Annotated in this window: 19 protein-coding genes; 18 read left to right on the forward strand and 1 reads right to left on the reverse strand. The window is 37.1% G+C overall.

Annotated elements, in window-relative coordinates:
• The first annotated feature begins 27 nt into the window (after nucleotides 1–27).
• Complete coding sequence (gene mdh, locus CSV73_RS09090) at nucleotides 28–978, forward strand: malate dehydrogenase (RefSeq protein ID WP_099627286.1); 951 nt, start codon at nucleotides 28–30, stop codon at nucleotides 976–978.
• Nucleotides 979–1,273: 295 nt separating this feature from the next.
• On the opposite strand, the gene CSV73_RS09095 is transcribed toward mdh, so the two are convergent.
• Nucleotides 1,274–2,197, reverse strand: coding sequence for an LCP family glycopolymer transferase (locus CSV73_RS09095; RefSeq protein ID WP_099627287.1), 924 nt, complete (start codon nucleotides 2,195–2,197; stop codon nucleotides 1,274–1,276).
• Between the two features lie 170 nt (nucleotides 2,198–2,367).
• On the opposite strand from CSV73_RS09095, the gene CSV73_RS09100 reads away from it, so the two are divergent.
• The 17 genes from CSV73_RS09100 to CSV73_RS09180 all read left to right on the forward strand — a co-directional run bounded on the left by CSV73_RS09100 (nucleotide 2,368) and on the right by CSV73_RS09180 (nucleotide 21,163).
• Complete coding sequence (locus CSV73_RS09100; RefSeq protein ID WP_099627288.1) at nucleotides 2,368–2,754, forward strand: HsmA family protein; 387 nt, start codon at nucleotides 2,368–2,370, stop codon at nucleotides 2,752–2,754.
• Nucleotides 2,755–3,170: 416 nt separating this feature from the next.
• Complete coding sequence (locus CSV73_RS09105) at nucleotides 3,171–4,250, forward strand: glycosyltransferase family protein (RefSeq protein WP_099627289.1); 1,080 nt, start codon at nucleotides 3,171–3,173, stop codon at nucleotides 4,248–4,250.
• Nucleotides 4,251–4,313: 63 nt separating this feature from the next.
• Nucleotides 4,314–5,537 carry a glycosyltransferase gene (locus CSV73_RS09110; protein WP_143560941.1) on the forward strand — a complete coding sequence of 408 codons (1,224 nt, stop codon included), beginning with the start codon at nucleotides 4,314–4,316 and terminating at the stop codon, nucleotides 5,535–5,537.
• Between the two features lie 165 nt (nucleotides 5,538–5,702).
• Nucleotides 5,703–6,392 (forward strand): hypothetical protein, encoded by a 690-nt coding sequence (locus tag CSV73_RS09115; RefSeq protein WP_099627291.1) that lies wholly within the window; start codon nucleotides 5,703–5,705, stop codon nucleotides 6,390–6,392.
• Between the two features lie 100 nt (nucleotides 6,393–6,492).
• Nucleotides 6,493–7,224 (forward strand): YveK family protein, encoded by a 732-nt coding sequence (locus tag CSV73_RS09120; protein WP_085132826.1) that lies wholly within the window; start codon nucleotides 6,493–6,495, stop codon nucleotides 7,222–7,224.
• On the forward strand, nucleotides 7,214–7,942 hold the full coding sequence (locus CSV73_RS09125; protein ID WP_099627292.1) for a CpsD/CapB family tyrosine-protein kinase: 729 nt from the start codon (nucleotides 7,214–7,216) through the stop codon (nucleotides 7,940–7,942). Before CSV73_RS09120 ends, CSV73_RS09125 begins: the two co-directional genes overlap by 11 nt.
• Before the next feature lie 604 nt (nucleotides 7,943–8,546).
• Nucleotides 8,547–10,379, forward strand: coding sequence for a polysaccharide biosynthesis protein (locus CSV73_RS09130; protein WP_099627293.1), 1,833 nt, complete (start codon nucleotides 8,547–8,549; stop codon nucleotides 10,377–10,379).
• Between the two features lie 53 nt (nucleotides 10,380–10,432).
• On the forward strand, nucleotides 10,433–11,650 hold the full coding sequence (locus CSV73_RS09135) for a DegT/DnrJ/EryC1/StrS family aminotransferase (protein ID WP_099627294.1): 1,218 nt from the start codon (nucleotides 10,433–10,435) through the stop codon (nucleotides 11,648–11,650).
• A 4-nt stretch (nucleotides 11,651–11,654) separates the two neighbouring features.
• A complete protein-coding gene (locus CSV73_RS09140) occupies nucleotides 11,655–12,251 on the forward strand; it encodes a sugar transferase (RefSeq protein ID WP_099627295.1) in 597 nt (198 codons plus the stop codon).
• Between the two features lie 50 nt (nucleotides 12,252–12,301).
• A complete protein-coding gene (locus CSV73_RS09145) occupies nucleotides 12,302–13,015 on the forward strand; it encodes a metallophosphoesterase family protein (RefSeq protein WP_158232326.1) in 714 nt (237 codons plus the stop codon).
• Nucleotides 13,008–13,949 (forward strand): ATP-grasp domain-containing protein, encoded by a 942-nt coding sequence (locus CSV73_RS09150; protein ID WP_158232327.1) that lies wholly within the window; start codon nucleotides 13,008–13,010, stop codon nucleotides 13,947–13,949. Before CSV73_RS09145 ends, CSV73_RS09150 begins: the two co-directional genes overlap by 8 nt.
• A gap of 30 nt (nucleotides 13,950–13,979) precedes the next feature.
• Nucleotides 13,980–15,188, forward strand: a complete 1,209-nt coding sequence (locus CSV73_RS09155) for a glycosyltransferase family 4 protein (protein WP_158232328.1) — start codon at nucleotides 13,980–13,982, stop codon at nucleotides 15,186–15,188.
• Between the two features lie 10 nt (nucleotides 15,189–15,198).
• Complete coding sequence (locus CSV73_RS09160) at nucleotides 15,199–16,236, forward strand: polysaccharide biosynthesis protein (protein ID WP_085132835.1); 1,038 nt, start codon at nucleotides 15,199–15,201, stop codon at nucleotides 16,234–16,236.
• A 15-nt stretch (nucleotides 16,237–16,251) separates the two neighbouring features.
• Nucleotides 16,252–17,361 (forward strand): capsular polysaccharide biosynthesis protein CapF, encoded by a 1,110-nt coding sequence (locus tag CSV73_RS09165; protein WP_099627298.1) that lies wholly within the window; start codon nucleotides 16,252–16,254, stop codon nucleotides 17,359–17,361.
• Between the two features lie 2 nt (nucleotides 17,362–17,363).
• The gene (gene wecB / locus CSV73_RS09170) at nucleotides 17,364–18,488 is read left to right on the forward strand and encodes a non-hydrolyzing UDP-N-acetylglucosamine 2-epimerase (RefSeq protein WP_085132837.1); all 1,125 of its coding nucleotides are present in this window, start codon (nucleotides 17,364–17,366) and stop codon (nucleotides 18,486–18,488) included.
• 66 nt (nucleotides 18,489–18,554) lie between these two features.
• A complete protein-coding gene (locus CSV73_RS09175; RefSeq protein ID WP_099627299.1) occupies nucleotides 18,555–19,892 on the forward strand; it encodes a hypothetical protein in 1,338 nt (445 codons plus the stop codon).
• Nucleotides 19,889–21,163, forward strand: coding sequence for a glycosyltransferase family 4 protein (locus tag CSV73_RS09180; protein ID WP_099627300.1), 1,275 nt, complete (start codon nucleotides 19,889–19,891; stop codon nucleotides 21,161–21,163). Before CSV73_RS09175 ends, CSV73_RS09180 begins: the two co-directional genes overlap by 4 nt.
• Nucleotides 21,164–21,197 lie beyond the last annotated feature (34 nt).

Raw genomic sequence — 21,197 nt, forward strand, 5'->3', positions numbered from 1 at the left:
TAATCTAGATAAAAGGGAGGTAATATTTTGGCTTTTATCCGGAAAAAAATCACGGTTATTGGTGCTGGACATACGGGATCTACAGTTGCACTTTTACTGGCACAAAAGGAATTAGGGGATATAATGCTAGTTGATATTCCCACCCTTGAGAATACTGCCAAAGGGAAATCTTTAGATATCCAGCAAATTGGACCTATTCAAAGAACGAATTCAAAAGTAGTTAGTACGTCTAATTACGAAGATATAAGGGATTCAGATTTCGTAATCATTACTGCAGGTATTGCACGTAAACCAGGTATGAGTAGGGATGAACTGGTGACAATAAACGCAAAAATAATGCAGGAAGTTTCAGAAAAAGTTGCCTATTATGCTCCTGAGAGCTATGTGTTAGTTTTAAGTAACCCAGTGGATGCAATGACTTATGTTTGCTATAAAACAACCGGATTTTCTAAGAATCGCGTAATAGGTCAATCAGGGGTATTAGATACAGCTCGTTTTAATACATTTGTTGCGATGGAACTGAATATTTCGGTAGAAGATGTGTCGGGATTTGTATTAGGTGGACATGGAGATGATATGGTACCACTAATTCAATATTCTCACGTCGGAGGTATCCCATTAGATAAAATACTCTCATCTGATCGGATTGAAAAAATTGTGGAACGCACCCGAAAAGGCGGGGGAGAAATTGTTAGCTTACTTGGTCAAGGTAGTGCATACTATGCCCCTGCCGCAGCCCTTGTACAAATGACAGAAGCTATTTTACTAGATAAAAAACGGGTTTTGCCAGCTATAGCCTATTTAGATGGTGAGTATGGTTTTAAAGATATTTATTTTGGAGTTCCTACAATTCTTGGCGGTAATGGCATTGAAAGTATTATTGAATTACCATTGGATGAAGAGGAAAAGAATGCATTGAACCGCTCTGAGAAGTCAGTTCGACAGGTTTTAGAATCGATAAATAAGCTGTATAAATAGTATGTTTTAGAAACATGAACCTCACGTGTGCTAATGTCTCACATGACTTCTAAGTTACAATCATCACTCCTGAGATAAAGTAGAGGCTAGGTAGATAATTGAATACGGATAAAATAAATTAGTTTCTTGAGCAATCAGCCGAGGGACTTTTTTGTTGTGATTATCCCAGATTTGGACACAATGAATACAGTTTTTACTCGAGCATAAGAAAAAGAGAAATTCCATCCACTGTCTAGCCGGATAGAATTTCTCTTTTATGATGGGTGTGTGATGGGAGAAGGGGGGTACTTTACTGTTAATCATTCAAATTCAAATGCGTTTTGAATTCATTTTGTAATTCTTTTAATTCATCGTGATCGGGAATGTAATACCAAGTCTTCTTCATTTCTTTGCCATGTCCTTTTTTGAAAAATAGTTGCTCTATTTCTTCGAGAGCGTCTGTATAATGTTTTTGGATTTCCATCATCTCGTTAAACTCCATATTCGTGCGGACGTTGTTCTCGACTGTTTTGAAAATTTGTTGATAATTTAAGAGGCTGTTCACGGATGCTCCTTTACGCAGCATAGCTTGAGCCACTAGTTTTTGACGATCCTGACGCCCGAAGTCACCGTGGGGATCTTCATAGCGCATCCGTATATAGTTCAGCGCTTGCTCGCCAGTTAACGAAATAGTCCCTTTTGAAAATGAAGAGCCTAGAGTAGTGAAGGCCGTTGGGTTGTTAATGGTAATACCATCTACAGCATCTATAATATCTTTAAAGCTTTCCATATTGATTTGAACGACGTAGTCAATTGGGATGTCGAGGAAGTGTTCTACTGTACGTAACGACATGTCAATTCCACCAAAAGCATAAGCATGATTTATTTTATCCCAAACTTTCTTGCCTTGAATTTCTGTATACGTGTCACGGGGAATGCTGATCATCTTTGTGGTATTTGTCGTCGGGTTGACGGTTACTACGATAATAGTATCCGATCTTCCTTTATCTCCTTTGCGCTCATCCACACCAAGAAATAATAAGGAAATGGGTTCTTGCTCTTTAATGGAAACTGGTATCTTTCGCTTTATAGACATTACCCGATGAATGGGTTCATGTATTTGTTTCACTGTATTTGTTACTTTGAAGTACGCGGATGCGGCCAGAATAGCTATAATTAGAATAAAGACACCCAAAAATCTAAAAAGCCCATTCCGTTTGTTGTGTGTTGTCTTCTTCATATCCAATTCCTCCAGACGTATAAGAGAGTGATCGTGAATGAACTAGTTCTGTACTTCTTTGGAAGGTAAGTGATCGGTAAAAATAGTTTGAAAGTCGATAGAGAAGTTTATTTTCTGTTCATATTACTGGGTTATAGTAGACTTATAAACTAGAGACGGAGATGAATAGCATGAGTCCTTTATTGATTGTTGCTTCCATGGCAATGGTAGCCGCCTTAATTCTGTATAGTATTGGTGTATTCGGGGAGAAAGTCAGTGGTACAATTCGTTTTAAGCATTTGCTTTTCTTTGTAGGTGGTCTTGTGTTCGACACAATCGGTACTACTCTCATGAATCGAATCGCGTCACAAAGTGGAGGTTCGTCGATTGGCCTTCATCAAATAACAGGAGGAGCCGCTTTGGTTTTGATGGCGTTTCACTTGGTTTGGGCTGTCTGGGTTTACAATAAAGGAAACGAAAAAGCAAAGCATCAGTTCCACAAATTCAGTTTAGGTGTTTGGTCGCTTTGGGTTGTGTCGTTTGTACTCGGGATATTGTTAGGCACCGGTGTGATTTAAGAGAGAATTTTTACTTGATGGATATTAGATGTAGGTATTATATAGTTAACTAAACCAAGCTGTTTATGACAGCTTGGTTTTTGCATGTAGTGATGGATAGGAAGTTTGATAGGTTCACTTATAAAATAACACTTTTTGTGTTGTTTTACAACATAAAACGAAAAATGTGTAGTATAATCAAAACAATAGGTTGAATAAAAAGAATATTCTCGTGATGTAAAGTATACCGAAACTTCATTACATTATTGCTGTTCTACAAGAATTCCTCGTCAAATTATCAGAAAATTTGTTATAATATGTGGATATAGAGTAAAGTAATAACGTTGTATATGAGATGAATTGTCTACAGGCAATCGATTTGCAGTAGTATAACTACTATTCGTACGATAGAGAAGACATAAAAAAGGAGATGGAATATGAAAATAGCCCTAATTTGCCCATCGAATATGCTTTTTATGCCGTACGTAGATAACTATGTAAAAATACTCAAAGAAAATGAAGTGGACTTTACTATCATCAACTGGGATCGATTACATCTAGGGCAAGAAGGCAACATCTTATCATATAAAGATAAAAAAGTAGGGCATCAAAGAGGCTATTTAAGCTACTATAGGTATTCTCGTTATATAGTAAGGCAATTAAAACATAGTGAATTCGATAAAGTGATTGTGTTTGGAATTCAATTAACGTACTTTTTAAAAGCCTATCTACAGAAAAGGTATAAAGAGAATTATATTATGGATATTAGAGATTATAATAAGTCGTTAAAATTATTTACTATAAAAAAATCCATTGACTCTTCTTTTTTTACTACTATTTCATCTCCAGGATATAAAGAGTGGCTACCTACAAGTTCGAAATATGTTATTAATCATAATACAACCGTGAAAAACATAGGAAAATTGGAGCGACCGATTTTGAAATCAGTTGGAAGACCGCTAAATATCTCATACGTAGGCACTATTACAAACTTAGATGTCAATCTTCAATTGATCCATGAACTCCAAAATAATCCTGACTACTTTTTGAAATTTCATGGCGACGGAATGATTAATGAAGACATTGAACAATATGTAACGGAAAAAGAGATACATAATGTATCGGTTAAAGGAAGATACCAAAAGAATGAGGAAGTATGTTTATACAAACAATCGGATTTAGTCAATATGCTTTTGTTCAGTGATCATATCAATAATAGGACATGTTTAAGCAACAGATTATATAATGCCGTAATACACGGAAAGCCATTGCTCTCGTTAAATAATACGTATTTATCTGATGTAATTGAGCAACATAACTTGGGGCTAGTAGTAGATTCATTGAGTGAAATATCACAGAAACTCAATCAATATGTAAACAACTTTAACGAAGCAGAGTATGAAAAAGGAAGGGAAGCGTTTTTGCATACTGTTATAGAGGAAAATGCGAACTTTAAAATGAGATTGGAAGAATTTATTAGTGGAGATACAAGTAAATATAAACGGGGAGATGAGTGAAATGGAATTATACAAGAATACTATCTATGCTAATAAAATAGAAGTGTTGTCCTGGTGTATCCAATGAAAAGGGGGAAGGTAGTCAATATACTATATAGCGTGACAGTATCATCTGAAAGCGCATATGATAAGTTATTTTCAAAGAGTGAGAAAAAGCCTTTACAACAAGCTATGAAGTATCACAGATTGTTATGTGAAGGTCTTTCCGCTTTGGATGATGTAAACGTTCACGTTATTTCCAAGTTGCCAATAAATAGAAGTAATTTCAAGAAGAACTATTTAAAAAGTGAATCTGAAATAAAGAATAAAGTGAATTACTACTATATATCGATTGTAAATTTACCTCTAATTAAAAACGTATTTGCCTTTTTTACTGTACTTTATACTGTGATCAAACGATGTGATCGTGACACCGTCATCGTAGGGGATGTGTTAAATATTACAACATCTATGGCTAATATTATGGCTGGAAGAATTAAAGGAGTGAAAACGATAGGAATTGTAACAGATATTCCTTCACACTTAGCTTCAAGTAATAAAAACAGCCATACAGAACGGATTTCACGGTTTAAAAACTTCACTGTTAAACTGAATAATTTTATACTGCAAAAATTTGATAGTTATATATTTTTAACAGAGCAGATGAATGAGTTGATTAATAAAGAAGGGAAGCCCTATATTGTCATGGAAGGACACATCGATAGTCAGGTAGTTAAACTACGTAATACGCTTGAAGGGAAGTATCCTGGAATAATCTGTCAGTATGCGGGCTCTTTGAAGAAAATATATGGCATAGAAAAACTAACAAGAGCTTTCATACATGCAAATGTAGAAGGCAGTGAACTCCATATATATGGAGATGGAGATTTCGTCGATGAACTGCAACAGATCTGTGCCCAACATCCTACTATACGGTATTTTGGTGTGAAGCTTAATCAGTATATTGTGAATGAGCAACTAAAATCTACGTTACTCATTAATCCAAGACCGACAGATGAAGAGTATACCAAGTACTCCTACCCATCAAAAAATATGGAATATATGGCATCAGGAACTCCTACACTCACTACAAAGCTTGCAGGCATGCCACAGGAATATTATGACTATATTTATTTGATTGAAGATGAATCTCTAGAAGGCTTAACTAAGACATTACAACATGTATTAGGTAAATCAAAAGAAGAACTACATGAGAAAGGGTTAAAAGCGAAAGAGTTCGTGCTTTTAGAAAAGAATAATATCGTTCAAGCACAAAAGCTTTTACAGTTAATACAACAAATACAGTAAAAAGAATATATGCATTGGATATGTGCAATATAGTGCGGAAAATGCTATTGACCAAGCCGACGTCTCTTGATCTTCAAATACTTAGTAGGTTACACCAATTGATAGTATGTATCCAATTCGACATCTGAAAAATGTATATAAAATATCTCGAGTGAGGTGATCTTTATGAAAAGGAGACTAATAATTCTGTTATCCATTGTGTTAGCACTTATTGCCGTGAGTGGCGGCTATCTCCTATATATATTTCAGTTCAAAGAATACAACGTGGCGGATCAACAGATAGATCGGATTTTAGAACATCCCTATCATACCGTATTGCCAAATGGGACAAGACTTGTTGTTGATCATACAGGTGGGACAATTAAAAAGGAATATGCCGAAAAGGAAAACACGGGTAGAAAAGAGTTTTCGTCAAATCCTGATGAAATGGATAGTAAAGAAAGTCCAATATCCAGTCATAAAGCATCCACCCCTACTAAAGTCGATTCAAACTCCGAGAAATATCCTGAACGGATAACTGTTGCACAAATAAAAAATAAATATGAATCGGTCATTACGAATTTTCATAAACAAACAGATGATAAGTATTATGAGTTGATTGAACATGCAAAAAATGAATACGCTACAAAAGGAAAAAATGTCAGTTATGCCTATAGGTACACTAAATATAACAGTGCAGTGGAAGCTCTTGAATTACAGAGCGATAGTATGTTTAACGAAATAATGAATTCTGTAGAAAGAAGTTTGGAATCAAATGGCTATCATAAAGCTTATTCGAATAGCTTCCAAGATGAGTATAAAGAGAAAAAGAAGGTACGCCGTGACAAAGTTCAGAGCGACGCAGTAAAACAATAAAAACGAACGGTTATCTAGTACTATTAACTTTTCTGGATAACCGTTTTGCTATTCATTGAACGAATCCAACAAATATGCCGTAAAGGAGTCATGATACATTATGGGCGAGACTATTAGTTTACAAGAATTATTTGCGACATTAAAAAAGCGGTTATGGCTTATTATAGGTACTACGCTGACAGCGATTTTGGCTGCAATAGTTATAAGCTATTTCTTTTTGACTCCTATCTATCAAGCATCTACACAAATATTAGTAAATAAGGCAGAAGCCACGACAGATTTTGACTCATCGGATATTCAAACCAACTTACAACTCATCAATACTTACACCGTCATTATTAAAAGTCCTGTCATCTTATCGCATGTTATTGAGAGTTTGGACTTGGGGATAACGCCTGCTGCTCTAAATACACAATTAACTGTAAACAGTGAGCAAAACTCTCAAGTAGTGAGTGTAACAGTACAAGATCCCGAGCCACATAAAGCAGTGGATATCGCAAATACGACAGCTGAAGTATTCCAAAAAGAAATTGTTCATCTTATGCAAGTGGACAATGTGACTATTTTATCACCTGCTATGTATGCTGATGACCCGACACCTGTAAGGCCGAATAAACGTTTAAATATCGCGATTGCTACCGTGATTGGTTTGATGGCTGGTGTAGGAATCGCATTTTTACTCGAATATTTGGATACAACTGTGAAGACAGAGCACGATGTTGAAGAATTACTGAACTTACCGCTATTAGGCTTGATTAGTCCGATATCTGATAGAGAGGTAGGAGTAGGCAGAGTAATTAAACAGAAAGGTGTTGATCCTCATGGTAAATAAAATTAGTCGAAAAAAGAAAAGACAAGCTAAGCGTTTTGTCGGTCGGAAGTTAGTGACACAGTCCAATTCAAAATCTAGTGTGTCTGAACAATTTCGAACATTACGGACTAATATAAATTTCTCTATGCCGGATCAAGAGTTGAAAACGATTCTTTTCACTTCTGCTGCACAAGGTGAAGGGAAATCCACCATTTCGGCCAATACGGCTATTGTTTTTGCTCAAGCAGGAAAAAAGGTATTATTGATTGATGCGGATATGCGTAAACCGACGACACATTATACATTCAATCGGATGAATGCGACTGGATTATCCAATCTATTGACGCGTAATTGGGAGATTAAAGATGTCATTCAAAAAACAGATATAGAAGGTTTGGATTTAATAACGAGTGGACCCATTCCCCCCAATCCGGCTGAGCTACTAGGTTCGAAAACTATGGATCATGTACTGGAACAATTAACTGGCATGTATGATTTGCTATTATTTGATGCACCGCCTGTATTGAACGTGACGGATGCACAGATCTTATCGCATAGATGTGACGGTACAATTATTGTTTTACATGCGCGTAAGACGGAGAAAGACAGTGTAGTAAAAGCGAAAGAAGCACTGCTTTCCTCCCAGGCGAATATTATAGGCACAGTACTTAATAACTTTGAGAGGCAAAAAGATCACTATTATCATCAGTATTACGGAAATGTGGAGGCGGGGACATGACTAGAAAATAGTCCGCTCCCCTGCGCTCCACTCTTCTTTCTCAAAAGTTACATTTATAAATACGTAGTTAAAAAAATGCAGGAAGGAGAAGAATGATCCTTCATGCATTTTTTTGTTTTGTCCTAGTCTGTTTTTACGTTATGTCGTTGGCTATTCATTATTCGATAGGATTACTACCTTTTACGTATAAATAGCCATGATTTGAGCAAATGTTTCTAGTTAGTATGTTGAGTAGAGTACTTGCTTATTATTTGCTAGCATCTATGTTTTAGTTCAAAAGGTTTTGTTTGGGCGTTGATTCTGAATTTACTAAGAGCTAATAGCATAGATAAGTTGTAGACCGAAAGTCGAGTATAGTTGAGATGAAAGCGAGTAAAATACTAATTTGTAAGCTTTTTGTGTAGTAGTACTATCATTGGAAATAGAAAATTCTAAAAAATGTGTAGTATAACTACAATAAAAGATTGAATATACTGAACTATCTGTAGTATACTAGTTAAAACGAATGAAATACGCGTATTTTGTGTTGTTTTTATACACAAGAGGCATTTATACAACACGCTTTAAGAGATTACATAATGGATTTTCGAAAGGGGAGGTTGATGTGACCATTCGCAAGAGAATGACTATGCTCATTGTAGTAGATTCAGTGATTGTTTTGTATTCCATTTATATCGGCTATTTTATATTAACGCCATTCGTTGACGTGTTTTTTAGTAAATTGTTGTTGATTAGTGCAGTAACGATACAAATTTCTCATCACTTTTTCGCCTGGCGATTCGGCCTATATAGGAAAGCGTGGACATATGCATCGATTGGTGAATTGCGATCTATCGTCGTGGCGGTGTCGTTATCTATATTGGTGGTCGCTGTTGTGCAATATTCACTCACTCAAAACATTTCGATGCGTGCACTCGTGATTACTTGGATGCTGCATGTCTTGCTCATCGGAGGGTCAAGATTATCTTGGAGAGTAGCCGGAGGTCGAAAGATTAAAGCCCATGATGTGAAAATGGAACGAACAATCATAATAGGTGCTGGACAAGCTGGGATTATGATAGCAAGACAAATATTGAATAACCCTAGGCATGGTATGCGGCCAGTAGCATTTATAGATGATGATCCTATGAAACAAGGGTTGGAAATTTACGGTATTCGCGTTTGTGGCGGTACAGAAGACATCCAGCAATATGTAAACAGATACGAAGCGGATAAAATCGTCATTGCCATACCATCGATGGATAAACGGAAGATGGCACTATTAATGAAGAAGTGTGTGGAAACCAGTATTACTACACAAACGATTCCACTGATTGAAGACTTAATCACGGGAAAAGTATCGATTCAAGATGTGCGTGATGTGAAAATTGAAGATCTTCTTGGACGTGACGAGGTCCAGCTAGACTTACAGGCGATAAAAGGCAAACTGCAAGATAATACGATTCTTATAACAGGGGCAGGTGGTTCCATCGGTTCCGAGATTTGCCGACAAGTGGCAGAATTTAAACCGAAGAAACTGATTTTATTAGGACATGGTGAAAACTCTATCTATACCATCGATATGGAGCTCCGCCAAAAGCTTTCTAGTGAAATAGAAATTGTTCCCGTCATTGCAGACGTACAGGATCGAAATCGAATATTCGATGTGGTTAGCGAACAAAAACCAGATGTCATTTACCATGCCGCGGCACATAAACATGTTCCGCTTATGGAAGACAATCCAATGGAAGCAGTGAAGAACAATATCTTCGGTACTAAAAATGTAGCAGAGGCAGCAGAACTGTTTGGCGTCTCGTACTTCGTTTTTGTATCTACTGATAAAGCAGTAAACCCGCCCAATATTATGGGAGCTACTAAACGTTTTGCAGAGATGATCATACAGAATTTAGCGAAAAATAGTCATACAAAGTTTGCAGCAGTTCGGTTTGGTAATGTACTCGGCTCGCGAGGAAGTGTAGTTCCACTTTTCAGAAGACAAATTGCGGATGGCGGACCCATTACAGTTACCGATCCAGAAATGACTAGATACTTTATGACGATTCCTGAAGCTTCTCGATTAGTCATACAGGCAGGTGTTCTCGCGCAAGGAGGAGAAGTTTTCGTGCTCGATATGGGGGAACCAGTAAAAATTGTGGACTTAGCTAGAAATCTGATCAAGCTTTCTGGATACGAGGAAGACGATATCGGAATATGTTACTCAGGAATAAGGCCTGGAGAAAAGTTATATGAAGAATTAATGAATGAAAGTGAACGGCAAACCGATACAGTTTTCCCGAAAATCCACATTGGAAAAGCCACACCTATACCAGAAATGGAACAAGTCCGTGTGTTAGAGCAGTTGATGAATATGTCTGACATAGAGATAAAAGATACATTAGTTGGGTTAGCAAATCGCAAGTTTCCGGAAGTACCTACCCAAGAAGTAGAAGCGGTATAAGTCGTGATTTCTATTCATGGACTTAGGAAAAATGAACAAGAGGGGTGAATGAAGTGATAGATAGCAAATTTAGAAATATCCCTTTTTCTATACCTGATATAACAGAGGCTGAGATGGATGAAGTCATGAAGATCATGAAGTCAGGGTGGATTACTACTGGATCTAAAACGAAAGAGTTGGAACAAAGAATCGCCGAATATCTCGGAGTATCTCAAACAGTGTGCTTGAATTCCGCAACTGCGGCAATGGAACTGACACTAAGAATATTAGGGATTGGACCTGGAGACGAGGTCATCACATCAGCTTATACATACACTGCATCTGCATCTATTATTCATCATGTGGGAGCAAAAATTGTATTAGTTGATACGTCTCTCAATTCTTTTGAAATGGATTATAACCAATTAGCGGATGCCATAACAGAGAAAACAAAAGCCATTATACCTGTTGAAATTGCTGGGAAAATGTGTGATTACGACACGATTTACAAAATTATAGAAAGCAAAAAGCACTTGTTTACAGCGACTGGCAAGCTTCAATCTCAGCTTAACAGAATTGCGGTCATGAGTGATGCGGCACATGCTTTCGGAGCTGAAAGAAAGAATCGAAAATGTGGTCAAGTAGCAGATTTCACTTGTTTCTCATTTCATGCAGTAAAAAACTTCACTACTGCTGAAGGTGGAGCTGCCACGTGGCGCAATGATCGAGGATTTGACGAAGAGTGGCTTTATAAGCAATACATGCTGTACAGTCTTCACGGTCAATCGAAAGACGCCCTGTCCAAAACACAGATAGGTGGTTGGGAATACGACATCGTCTATCCGGCTTATAAGTGCAATATGACAGACATTGCGGCAGGGATTGGATTAATTCAGCTAACCCGGTATGAAGACCTGCTCGATAGACGTAAGCAAATGATTGCTATATATGATCAAGCCTTGCTGCCGTTAGGAATTGATGTATTACAACATTATGGTGAAGACTACAACTCTTCAGGTCATCTATATATGGTCAGGCTACCTGGGATCAATGAGAAAGAGAGAAATCACATCATTAACCGAATGGCAGAAGCTGGAGTCGCCTGCAACGTGCACTATAAACCATTACCTATGTTAACGGCGTATAAAAACTTAGGGTTTGACATGGAGAATTATCCAAACGCCTATAAACAGTATGAAAATGAACTGACTCTACCACTTCATACTCAGCTAAGCAATACAGATATCCGTTATATCGTGAAGCAATTAGAAAATATTTTAAACGGTAGGTGATCTAATGTATAGAAATATTGTCAAAAGACTTATCGATATTGTGATCAGCCTAGTTACATTGCCTATTCTACTCCTGATTCTTTCGGTTGTCGGCATTCTAATAAAAACAGAAGATCGTGGACCTATTTTTTATAAGGCGGACAGACTAGGGAAAAACGGTGTGCCATTCCATATGTTTAAGTTCAGGACGATGAAAGTAAACGTTCCCGATATCCGTAATGAAGATGGGTCCACTTTCTGTTCGGGGAGTGATCCGAGATTGACCAAAATCGGTAAGGCGCTCAGAGAAACGAGTGTGGATGAATTGCCACAATTAGTGAATGTCTTATTCGGTCAAATGAGTCTAATTGGGCCAAGGCCTGATTTAGTAGAAATGTTGTCTGTGTATGAAGGAAGAGAAGTTCAAAAGTTAGACGTCGTACCGGGAATCACTGGCTACAATCAAGCGTATTTCCGTAATTCAATTTCTATGAAAAAGAGATTTGAAAACGATGTATTCTATGTCGATAATTTGAGTTTTTTATTGGATGTAAAAATCGTCTTCAAAACACTACATCTACTCATTCAGCGAAAACATGTTTATAACGAGGAGAACGGCTGACACATTATCTGGGAGATTTACAATTGGTGTAAATGAAATGTGGTGATGACATGAAAGTTTGTTTTTTCTCAGACATACATGGCAACTTGTACGCATTTGAAGAGTTCTTGAGGCAAAGCGACCAGCTGGAAATTGATCAGTATATATTTTGTGGTGATGTCTTTGGTTATTACTACGATCAAAATGCTATCCTATCGAAGCTGCGGAGTATGAAGAATCTACACGCTGTAAAAGGTAATCATGACCAATACTACTTAGATTATTGTTTGGCTGAAGAAGACGAAGATCAGTTAGTGAAGAAGTATGGGAATTCCTATAAAGGAATCATGAGTCGGATTTCAGCTGACAACCAAGTGTTCATTGAAAACATGCCCGATTCTCTCGTTCTGGAAATGGAAGGGAAAAGAGTGGGGGTGTTTCATGGAAGCGTAAGAAATCCTATCAACGGAAGAGTCTATCCAGATACTAAATTATTGGAAGCGGACGGATATGAGACATTCGATTACGTGATACATGGACACACACATTATCGAATGGTGAGGAACTTGCATTCCACAACCGTTATTAATCCGGGATCTATTGGACAGCCAAGAGATACGAATGGCTTTAGCTTCGCTACACTTACACTGCCAAATGGAACAGTCGAGTTTCAGGAGATACATTGGGATAGACAATTATTGATCAGAGACATTGAGACATACGATGCGGGAAATCAAAAGCTGATAGATATCTTGTTTAGAAATGGGGAGAGGAATCATGAATAGAGTCATATTAGTTACTGCAATCGGTGGAGATGTGGGGCATAGTATTTTGAAATGCCTCAAGAACGAGTCCGATGTGTTGATTGGGTGCGATATAGATTCACATCCGGTAGGACTAGATGTAGTCGATAAATTCTTCTCTTCACTTCCAGCAGGAAATGAGGATTATATCTCCCAAATCTCAAATAAATGCAAAATTTATAACGTAACTCACTTAGTTCCTGTAAGTGAACATGAGATAGAAGCAATTATACATCATTTGGATATTTTTGAACGATTGAATGTAAAAGTGTTAATCAATAGAAAAGAAATCGTGGATATTTGCTTGGACAAGTATTTAACAGCGCAAAGATTAGAACATCTCGGCTTAGATATTCCAGAATATTTCTCAGAAGATAATTTCGTGGCCGACGGAAGGAAATATATTGTGAAGTTTAGAAAATCTTGCGGGTCTAAACTGTTAACGATCATTACCACTCAAAAAGAGTTAGACAAGATCAGTTCAAGTGTTTCGGAACTACTGATCATTCAAGAGTATATTGATGCGTCAGATGAGGAATATACAGTCGGAGTGTTCAGCGATGGGAAAGAAATCCGAATCATTTCATTCCAAAGAAGATTACAAGGTGGCTATACGAAATTTGTAAAGTTAGTGGATGATTCGTCCATCACGCGAGATGCGATCATTGCTGCGCAAGGTCTAGGTCTCGTAGGAAGTTTTAACATTCAATTACGTAAGAGTGGCGGTAAAAACTATATCTTCGAGATTAACCCGAGAATATCAGGAACTGTGAATTTTAGGCATCAACTAGGTTTTGAAGATGTCAGATGGTGGCTCGATATGATGGACGAAAGAGAAGTCCAACCGTATGTAAAGAAATATAAAAGTGCAATCGGCATTCGGGAAATGAATGAGAAGTTCTTACTGCTAAGTTAAAAAATAAGTCTTTTAAGGAGAATGACTATAGTGAGAGTGTTATATATCGCTACTTCATTTCCGGAACCATCAAAAGGTGCGACTATATATACCGACTTGGCAGAAGCCTTACACGAGGCTGGTCATGAAGTGACTGTCGCAGTGTCAGAGCAAGCGAGGAATAAAGAACGTACAGAATTACAGCAAGAAAGAGGATTCAATGTACTACGAATTGTAACGGGTAATTATTATGATGTTGGATTAGTAGAGAAAGGTGTTACGACGTTAAAGATCCCACTCTTGATGAAACGTGGAATCATTAAATACTTTGCGAATAAAGAGTTCGATTTCATTTTATTTGAAGCGCCACCAGTCACGAATGCGGATCTTGTTGCATGGGCAAAAAAACGTTTTAATTGTCCTGCCTATCTGATGTTGAAAGATATCTTCCCACAAAACGCTGTAGATTTAGGAATGATAAATAAAAAGAGTGTATTTTACCATTACTTTAAATCAAAAGAAAACAAGTTACTGAAAACTGCGGATGTTATTGGGTGCATGTCTAATGCGAATAGGCAATATATTCTTACTCATCATACAAGACTTCACTCTTCTGCTGTTGAAATATTTCCTAATACGAAAAAAGTGAGTTATTCAAAAAACGTAATTAATCTACATGAGATCAACATGCGAGAACAGCTTGGAATTCCTAAAGACTCCTGTGTATTTTTGTTTGGTGGAAATATGGGGAAGCCGCAGTATATAGACTTTTTATGTAAAGTTGTTGAAGGCTGCAAAGATGAAAAGAATATGTATTTCCTATTCGTTGGCCGGGGAACGGACAGAGTGAAATTAGAACAAGTAATAGAAGAGAAATCTATACACAATGCGCGTGTCATTGAAAATCTTCCAAGAGATCAGTATGAACAAATCACAAAAGAAAGTGATATAGGTTTGATTATCCTAGATCCGCGATTCTCGATACCCAATTATCCATCCAGGATTCTATCGTACATGGAGTATGCCAAGCCGATTATTGCAGCTACGGATAACGTAACAGACTTAAAAGAGCTGATTGAAGAAGCCGACTGTGGTGAATGGGTTTGGTCTGGTGATGTACATGTTTTTATAAATAAGGCGAAGGAAATGTCTACTTCCAAAAGGTTGAAGATAATGGGTGAGAATGGACGCAAATACATGGAAGAGAACTTCAAAGTACATCGCTCAGTTGAGATATTGGAAAGCCATTTCAAAAAGTGAGGTGTTGGATATGTTTAAGGACAAAACATTATTAATTACAGGTGGAACGGGTTCTTTTGGACATGCGGTAATGGAAAGATTTCTTGACAGCGATATAAAAGAAATACGAATTTTTTCTCGAGATGAAAAAAAACAGGATGATATGCGGAAGTTAAACAAAAACAATAAACTAAAATTTTATATTGGTGACGTAAGAGATTTGGCTAGTGTGAAAAATGCGATGCATGGAGTAGATTATATTTTTCACGCAGCAGCATTAAAGCAAGTTCCATCATGTGAATTCTTCCCACTTGAAGCTGTAAAAACCAATATCTTAGGAACAGACAATGTCTTAACAGCCGCCATCGATTATGGAGTAGAAAAGGTCGTTTGTCTGTCGACAGATAAAGCAGCCTATCCGATCAACGCAATGGGCATTTCTAAGGCGATGATGGAAAAAGTGTTTGTGGCAAAATCCAAAACCGTTTCCCCGGAAAGAACTTTAATATGTGGTACGAGATACGGAAATGTCATGGCTTCACGTGGATCTGTTATTCCTCTATTCATCGATCAAATCAAAAGTGGACAGCCTATTACCGTTACGGACCCGGGCATGACTAGATTCTTAATGAGTCTGGAAGAAGCGGTCGAACTCGTAGTGTTTGCTTTCCATAATGCAGAAGCGGGAGATATCATGGTCCAAAAATCTCCAGCTAGTACGATTGGTGCATTGGCACAAGCGATCAAAGAGTTATTCAATGCAAGTAATGAGATTAAAATTATTGGCACGCGTCATGGAGAAAAACGCTATGAAACATTGCTTACGAAAGAGGAATATGTGAAGTGCGAAGATTTACCAAACTTCTATAGAGTTCCATCAGATAAAAGAGAATTGAACTACGACAAGTATTTTGAAGAAGGAGATCGTGAGCTTTCTAGTATCCAAGAATACAATTCAGATAATACTGACATCTTGACTATTGAACAGATTAAGGAAAGGCTGTTAGAATTAGAGTATGTTAGAACTGAATTAGAACACTGGAATAGAACCTTCCCTATTATGAATTAAAAGGTGGTCTGCGTCATGAAAATCCTAGTTACCGGAGCAAAAGGATTCTTAGGAAAAAATCTGATTGCGGAACTAAAAAATACGGGGTACAGTGAAATATTTGAATTTACTAGAGATACTAATTTTACACAACTAGAGCATTACACAAGAGAATGTAATTTTGTATTTCATTTAGCAGGTGTGAATAGACCGCAAGATGACAACGAATTCATGGAAGGGAACTTTGGTCTGACTTCTCAAGTATTGACTTTGTTAAATCAACATCAAAATAAAGCGCCGATTCTGATCACTTCTTCTATTCAAGCGGAACAGGATCATCCCTACGGAAGAAGTAAAAAGGCTGCTGAAGAATTAGTAGCTGCCTATCAGAGGGATACAGGTGTTGAAGTATATATGTATCGTCTGCCTAACGTGTTTGGAAAGTGGAGCAAGCCTCATTACAATTCTGTTGTGGCTACATTTTGTCATAATATCGCAAGGGATTTAGACATTCAAGTCAATAATCCGAATGCAGAGTTGAATTTATGTTATATCGACGATGTAGTAGAAGAGTTCAAGCTTGCGTTAGAAGGAAAGCCGACAGTCATTGAGGGGCGTTGTACGGTTGCTGGATCACATCCTATTAAAATTGGAGAGTTAGCCGATCTGATACGTAGTTTTAAGGACAGTAGAAGCGATTTATATATTCCCGATATGGAGAACGCTTTAATTAAGGCCTTGTATAGTACGTATCTAAGCTTTTTGCCGGAGGATCAGTTTTCATATGATTTGACTATGCATCGTGATGATCGTGGATCTTTTACTGAATTTTTAAGGAGTCGTGAAAGAGGTCAAGTTTCTATTAATGTTTCAAAACCTCATATTACCAAAGGTGATCATTGGCATCATACAAAAAATGAGAAGTTCTTAGTTGTCAGTGGGAAAGGAGTCATTCGTTTCAGAGGAATGGATTCCGATAAAATGATCGAGTATGAAGTGAGTGGGGACAAGCTACAGTCGGTCGATATCCCGCCTGGCTATGCACATTCGATTGTTAATACTGGAGATAGTGATTTGGTAACTGTTATGTGGGCAAATGAGTGCTTTGATGCGGAAAAGCCCGACACATACTTTTTGGAGGTCTGATGATGAAAAAATTAAAAGTCATGACAGTAGTGGGGACGAGACCTGAAATCATAAGATTGTCGGCAGTCATCAATAAATTAGATAGTTCGTCTGCCGTTGAACATACGCTAGTTCACACCGGACAAAATTATGATTATGAGTTAAATGAAGTGTTTTTTGAGAATTTCAAATTAAAAAAGCCTGATTACTTCCTGAATTCAGCGAATGGAACAGCCGTGCAAACTATAGGGAATATACTTATTCACATCGATCCAGTGATTGACGAAGTACAGCCCGATGCATTTCTTGTACTAGGGGATACCAACAGTTGTATTAGTGCTATTGCAGCTAAAAGAAAACAAATCCCTATATTCCATATGGAAGCCGGTAATAGGTGTTTTGATCAACGGGTGCCAGAAGAAACCAATAGAAAGATTGTAGATCATATAGCCGATATTAATTTAACCTACAGTGATATCGCGAGGGAATATCTCTTAAGAGAAGGCTTGCCAGCAGACCGAATCATCAAGACCGGTAGTCCGATGTTTGAAGTGATCCATTCCAGAAGAGATGATATTGATCGCTCCGAAGTGCTCGAAAGACTGGATCTTGAAAAAGGGTGCTATTTTGTCGTATCCGCACATCGTGAAGAAAATATTAATTCGCAAGTGAACTTCCTAGATTTGGTGGACAGTTTGAATACGATTGCAGAGAAGTATCAAATGCCAGTGATTGTCAGTACACATCCACGAACGAAGAACATGATTGAAGAAAAGGGAATAGAATTTCATCCTTTAGTTAAAACGATGAAGCCTTTAGGATTCAATGATTATATAAAGCTTCAAAAAGATGCAAAAGCTGTGCTGAGTGACAGTGGAACGATAAGTGAAGAGTCCTCTATTCTCGGCTTTCGAGCGTTGAATATAAGACAAGCTCATGAAAGACCAGAAGCGATGGAAGAAACGTCCGTCATGATGGTGGGCTTGAAGAAAGAAAGAATTATACAAGGGTTGAAAGTTTTAGAGACGCAAGAACAAGGAAGCTTGCGACCTGTCGGTGATTATAGTATGCCAAATGTTTCGGATAAGGTATTACGAATTATTTTGTCCTATACGGACTATGTAAACCGAGTAGTGTGGGGGAAATGAGTATGAAGAATATTAAGTAGACTATTTAAATCGAATGAAAAAATTTGATTTTCAAGGGTTGATTTTATGTTCGAAACTAAAAAAGTCCTCACTAGTAAAGATATTAGTCCTCTGTTAACTAGTATTAATCATTTAGCCATTATTTTTGTTTGTATGTGGATCGCTATTCCATATGTGAGAAGTATAATAGGTGTTATTTTCTTACTATTCTGGCTATTCATTTGGTTCATCACGACTGATATGAGATGGATTCTAAAAAAATGGTCATTAGATTTAGTGTTTGTTCTAGTTTTTTTTATTACTTTCATTCCTTACTTCCTTACGGGCACATTATTTTATGGAGCCGCAGGAACGAATGCCATTACTATCAGCTTTCCCATCTTCTTAGCCGGAATATTTATTAATCATTATTATATGTATTATAAGAAAGATTATAAAGCTTTGGGATTGATCGCAATTTGTACCATTATATTCTTTATAATAGGTAATTTTCAAACCTACTTAGGCTTACTGGATTATCCGATGGCATCTAGAGAGCTTGCGACTGGAAGAGCGGATTTTATTCAAATGTATACTAAGTTAGGCATTGGTGGGTTTGGCCATATTTACAGTGTGGTTTTCCTGTTAATAGGTAGTTTATATCCTATCATAAGAAATCCTTCTTTATTCACATTGGCACATAAAGCGTTAGCTCTGTTATTTAGTATAGTTGCCTTTCAGATGCTGATACAAGCTTCCTACGCTACTTCTCTATTGATATCCATACTTGGAATTATACTGGTTGTCTTTGCCAAAAACAGAGTGACCTTACTCCTATTAATGATTACTTCTTTTTTTCTGTTAGTGGTAGTGGATCAAATCGCTATGGGGAATTTTTTCCTAGCTATAGCAGATAAGCTTAGTTGGAACTATATTCTAAATGAAAAGTTCACAGATTTGGCTAACTCACTTTTAATAGATTTTAACGGTGGACAACTAGGTAATAGAGTAGATTTATACTTATCTTCTTTACAAACATTCTTTTCCAATCCCTTCTTTGGAATACTGGGTCCGTTCAGCCATATAGAATCTGGAAGAATCGAAGGACACTCCGGGTGGTTTGATTTGCTAGGGTTTTACGGGTTATTCACTGGAGTTCCTTTATTCTTAACTTTTTACTTTAATTTTAAAAAACATCTGAAATATTATAAAAAAACTAGCTTTACGGGTTTCTTACTAGTCATCTACTTCCTGTTTTTATTATTCGGTACTATTAATCCGGTACTTTATGTAATTGAAATAGGATTTGTCATATTCTGTGTCATACCTGCAATCCCGTATATTCCGTATGCTTTTAAGAGAGAAAAAGTTAAAGTTCCAAAAAAACGAAGCGTTGTTGTTACTGGAAGGGAGCATGGCATATGAAAGTGATGTGGATTACGAATATTGTTATAGGATCCATTCATCAGAAATTATTTGGCAGAGAATCTAATGGCCTATGGATGGATGCATTACTACAGGAATTCATCTCTACAAAAGAACATGAATTAGTGATCGTTACAACAGGGAGAAATAAAAAGTATATTTACTTAGAAGAAGAGAATGTAAAATATTATATCCTACCAGGCGGTAATCCAGTTGAATATGATCATGCAAAAAAAGATCATATTCAGGATTGGGAAAGACTTTTAACTAAAGAAGCACCTGATATTATTCAAGTGTGGGGAAGTGAGTTTACACAAGGATTAGCTGCACTTCAGGCAAAACCTACTATTCCTTCTGTACTATTCATACAGGGATTATTGGCATCCATTGCGAAATATTACGAGGCGGGAATTGAACACCATGAGTTGAAGAAAAATATCACTTTGCGTGACATGATAAAAGGCGATTCTGTTCTTGCGCAAAAAAGAAAATTTTTAAAGAACAGCAAGTATGAAAAAGAAATGCTGAGAATTTCCGGAAACATTATTAGTGAAAATATATGGACCAATGCTAATTGCAAAGCGATCATTCCTGATCTCAACATTCATTCGTGTCCGTTAAGTATTAATGAAACATTTAAAAACTACCGATGGTCATATGAAACGAGTGAGCCTTATACCATTATGTGTAACGCATCAGGTTACCCATTAAAGGGATTACACATGATTTTGAAGGCACTGGCATTAGTAAAAAGAACGTATCCAAATGTTAAGTTAGTAGTACCAGGGAATCCGATGATTAGTGATCGAAATATAAAAAGTAGACTAAAAAAATCAGGTTATATGAAATACATCGAAGGACTAATAGATAAACTGGACTTGATGGATCATATAGAATTCACCGGTCCTTTAACACCTGACAATATGGCTAAGACCATGTCGAAAGTTAACGTGTTTGTACTTTCCTCAGCATTGGAGAACCACTCTAGCACCTTAAAAGAGGCAATGATGGTAGGAACACCATGTATAGCTAGTAATGTAGGGGGGATACCTGAATACGCCACCCATGAAGACATCGCATTACTCTATCGTTTTGAAGAGTATGAATTGCTTGCAGAATATATCAAGATGATTTTTGAAGATCCACAACTAGCGAATAGGCTGTCTCAAAATGCGTTAAAAGCTGTACATACTCTCCATGATGACGGGATGATTTATAAGACGATTACAGATATTTACATGAATATTATGCATGACAATAAAATTAATTAGTGCTCACTGCATAGCCTTTGCTGTAGATAGGAAA

It is taken from the genome of Sporosarcina sp. P1 (assembly GCF_002743155.1).
In the GTDB taxonomy this organism is placed as follows: domain Bacteria; phylum Bacillota; class Bacilli; order Bacillales_A; family Planococcaceae; genus Sporosarcina; species Sporosarcina ureae_B.

Bases quoted from the DNA above. Each gene is read 5' to 3' on its own strand.
- CSV73_RS09095 (WP_099627287.1), bottom strand. From the start codon at position 2,197: ATGAAGAAGACAACACACAACAAACGGAATGGGCTTTTTAGATTTTTG.
- CSV73_RS09180 (WP_099627300.1), top strand. From the start codon at position 19,889: ATGAAAGTGATGTGGATTACGAATATTGTTATAGGATCCATTCATCAG.
- CSV73_RS09150 (WP_158232327.1), top strand. From the start codon at position 13,008: ATGAATAGAGTCATATTAGTTACTGCAATCGGTGGAGATGTGGGGCAT.
- CSV73_RS09145 (WP_158232326.1), top strand. From the start codon at position 12,302: ATGAAAGTTTGTTTTTTCTCAGACATACATGGCAACTTGTACGCATTT.
- CSV73_RS09175 (WP_099627299.1), top strand. From the start codon at position 18,555: ATGTTCGAAACTAAAAAAGTCCTCACTAGTAAAGATATTAGTCCTCTG.
- CSV73_RS09165 (WP_099627298.1), top strand. From the start codon at position 16,252: ATGAAAATCCTAGTTACCGGAGCAAAAGGATTCTTAGGAAAAAATCTG.
- CSV73_RS09160 (WP_085132835.1), top strand. From the start codon at position 15,199: ATGTTTAAGGACAAAACATTATTAATTACAGGTGGAACGGGTTCTTTT.
- CSV73_RS09140 (WP_099627295.1), top strand. From the start codon at position 11,655: ATGTATAGAAATATTGTCAAAAGACTTATCGATATTGTGATCAGCCTA.
- CSV73_RS09115 (WP_099627291.1), top strand. From the start codon at position 5,703: ATGAAAAGGAGACTAATAATTCTGTTATCCATTGTGTTAGCACTTATT.
- CSV73_RS09125 (WP_099627292.1), top strand. From the start codon at position 7,214: ATGGTAAATAAAATTAGTCGAAAAAAGAAAAGACAAGCTAAGCGTTTT.
- CSV73_RS09105 (WP_099627289.1), top strand. From the start codon at position 3,171: ATGAAAATAGCCCTAATTTGCCCATCGAATATGCTTTTTATGCCGTAC.
- CSV73_RS09120 (WP_085132826.1), top strand. From the start codon at position 6,493: ATGGGCGAGACTATTAGTTTACAAGAATTATTTGCGACATTAAAAAAG.
- CSV73_RS09110 (WP_143560941.1), top strand. From the start codon at position 4,314: ATGAAAAGGGGGAAGGTAGTCAATATACTATATAGCGTGACAGTATCA.
- wecB (WP_085132837.1), top strand. From the start codon at position 17,364: ATGAAAAAATTAAAAGTCATGACAGTAGTGGGGACGAGACCTGAAATC.
- CSV73_RS09100 (WP_099627288.1), top strand. From the start codon at position 2,368: ATGAGTCCTTTATTGATTGTTGCTTCCATGGCAATGGTAGCCGCCTTA.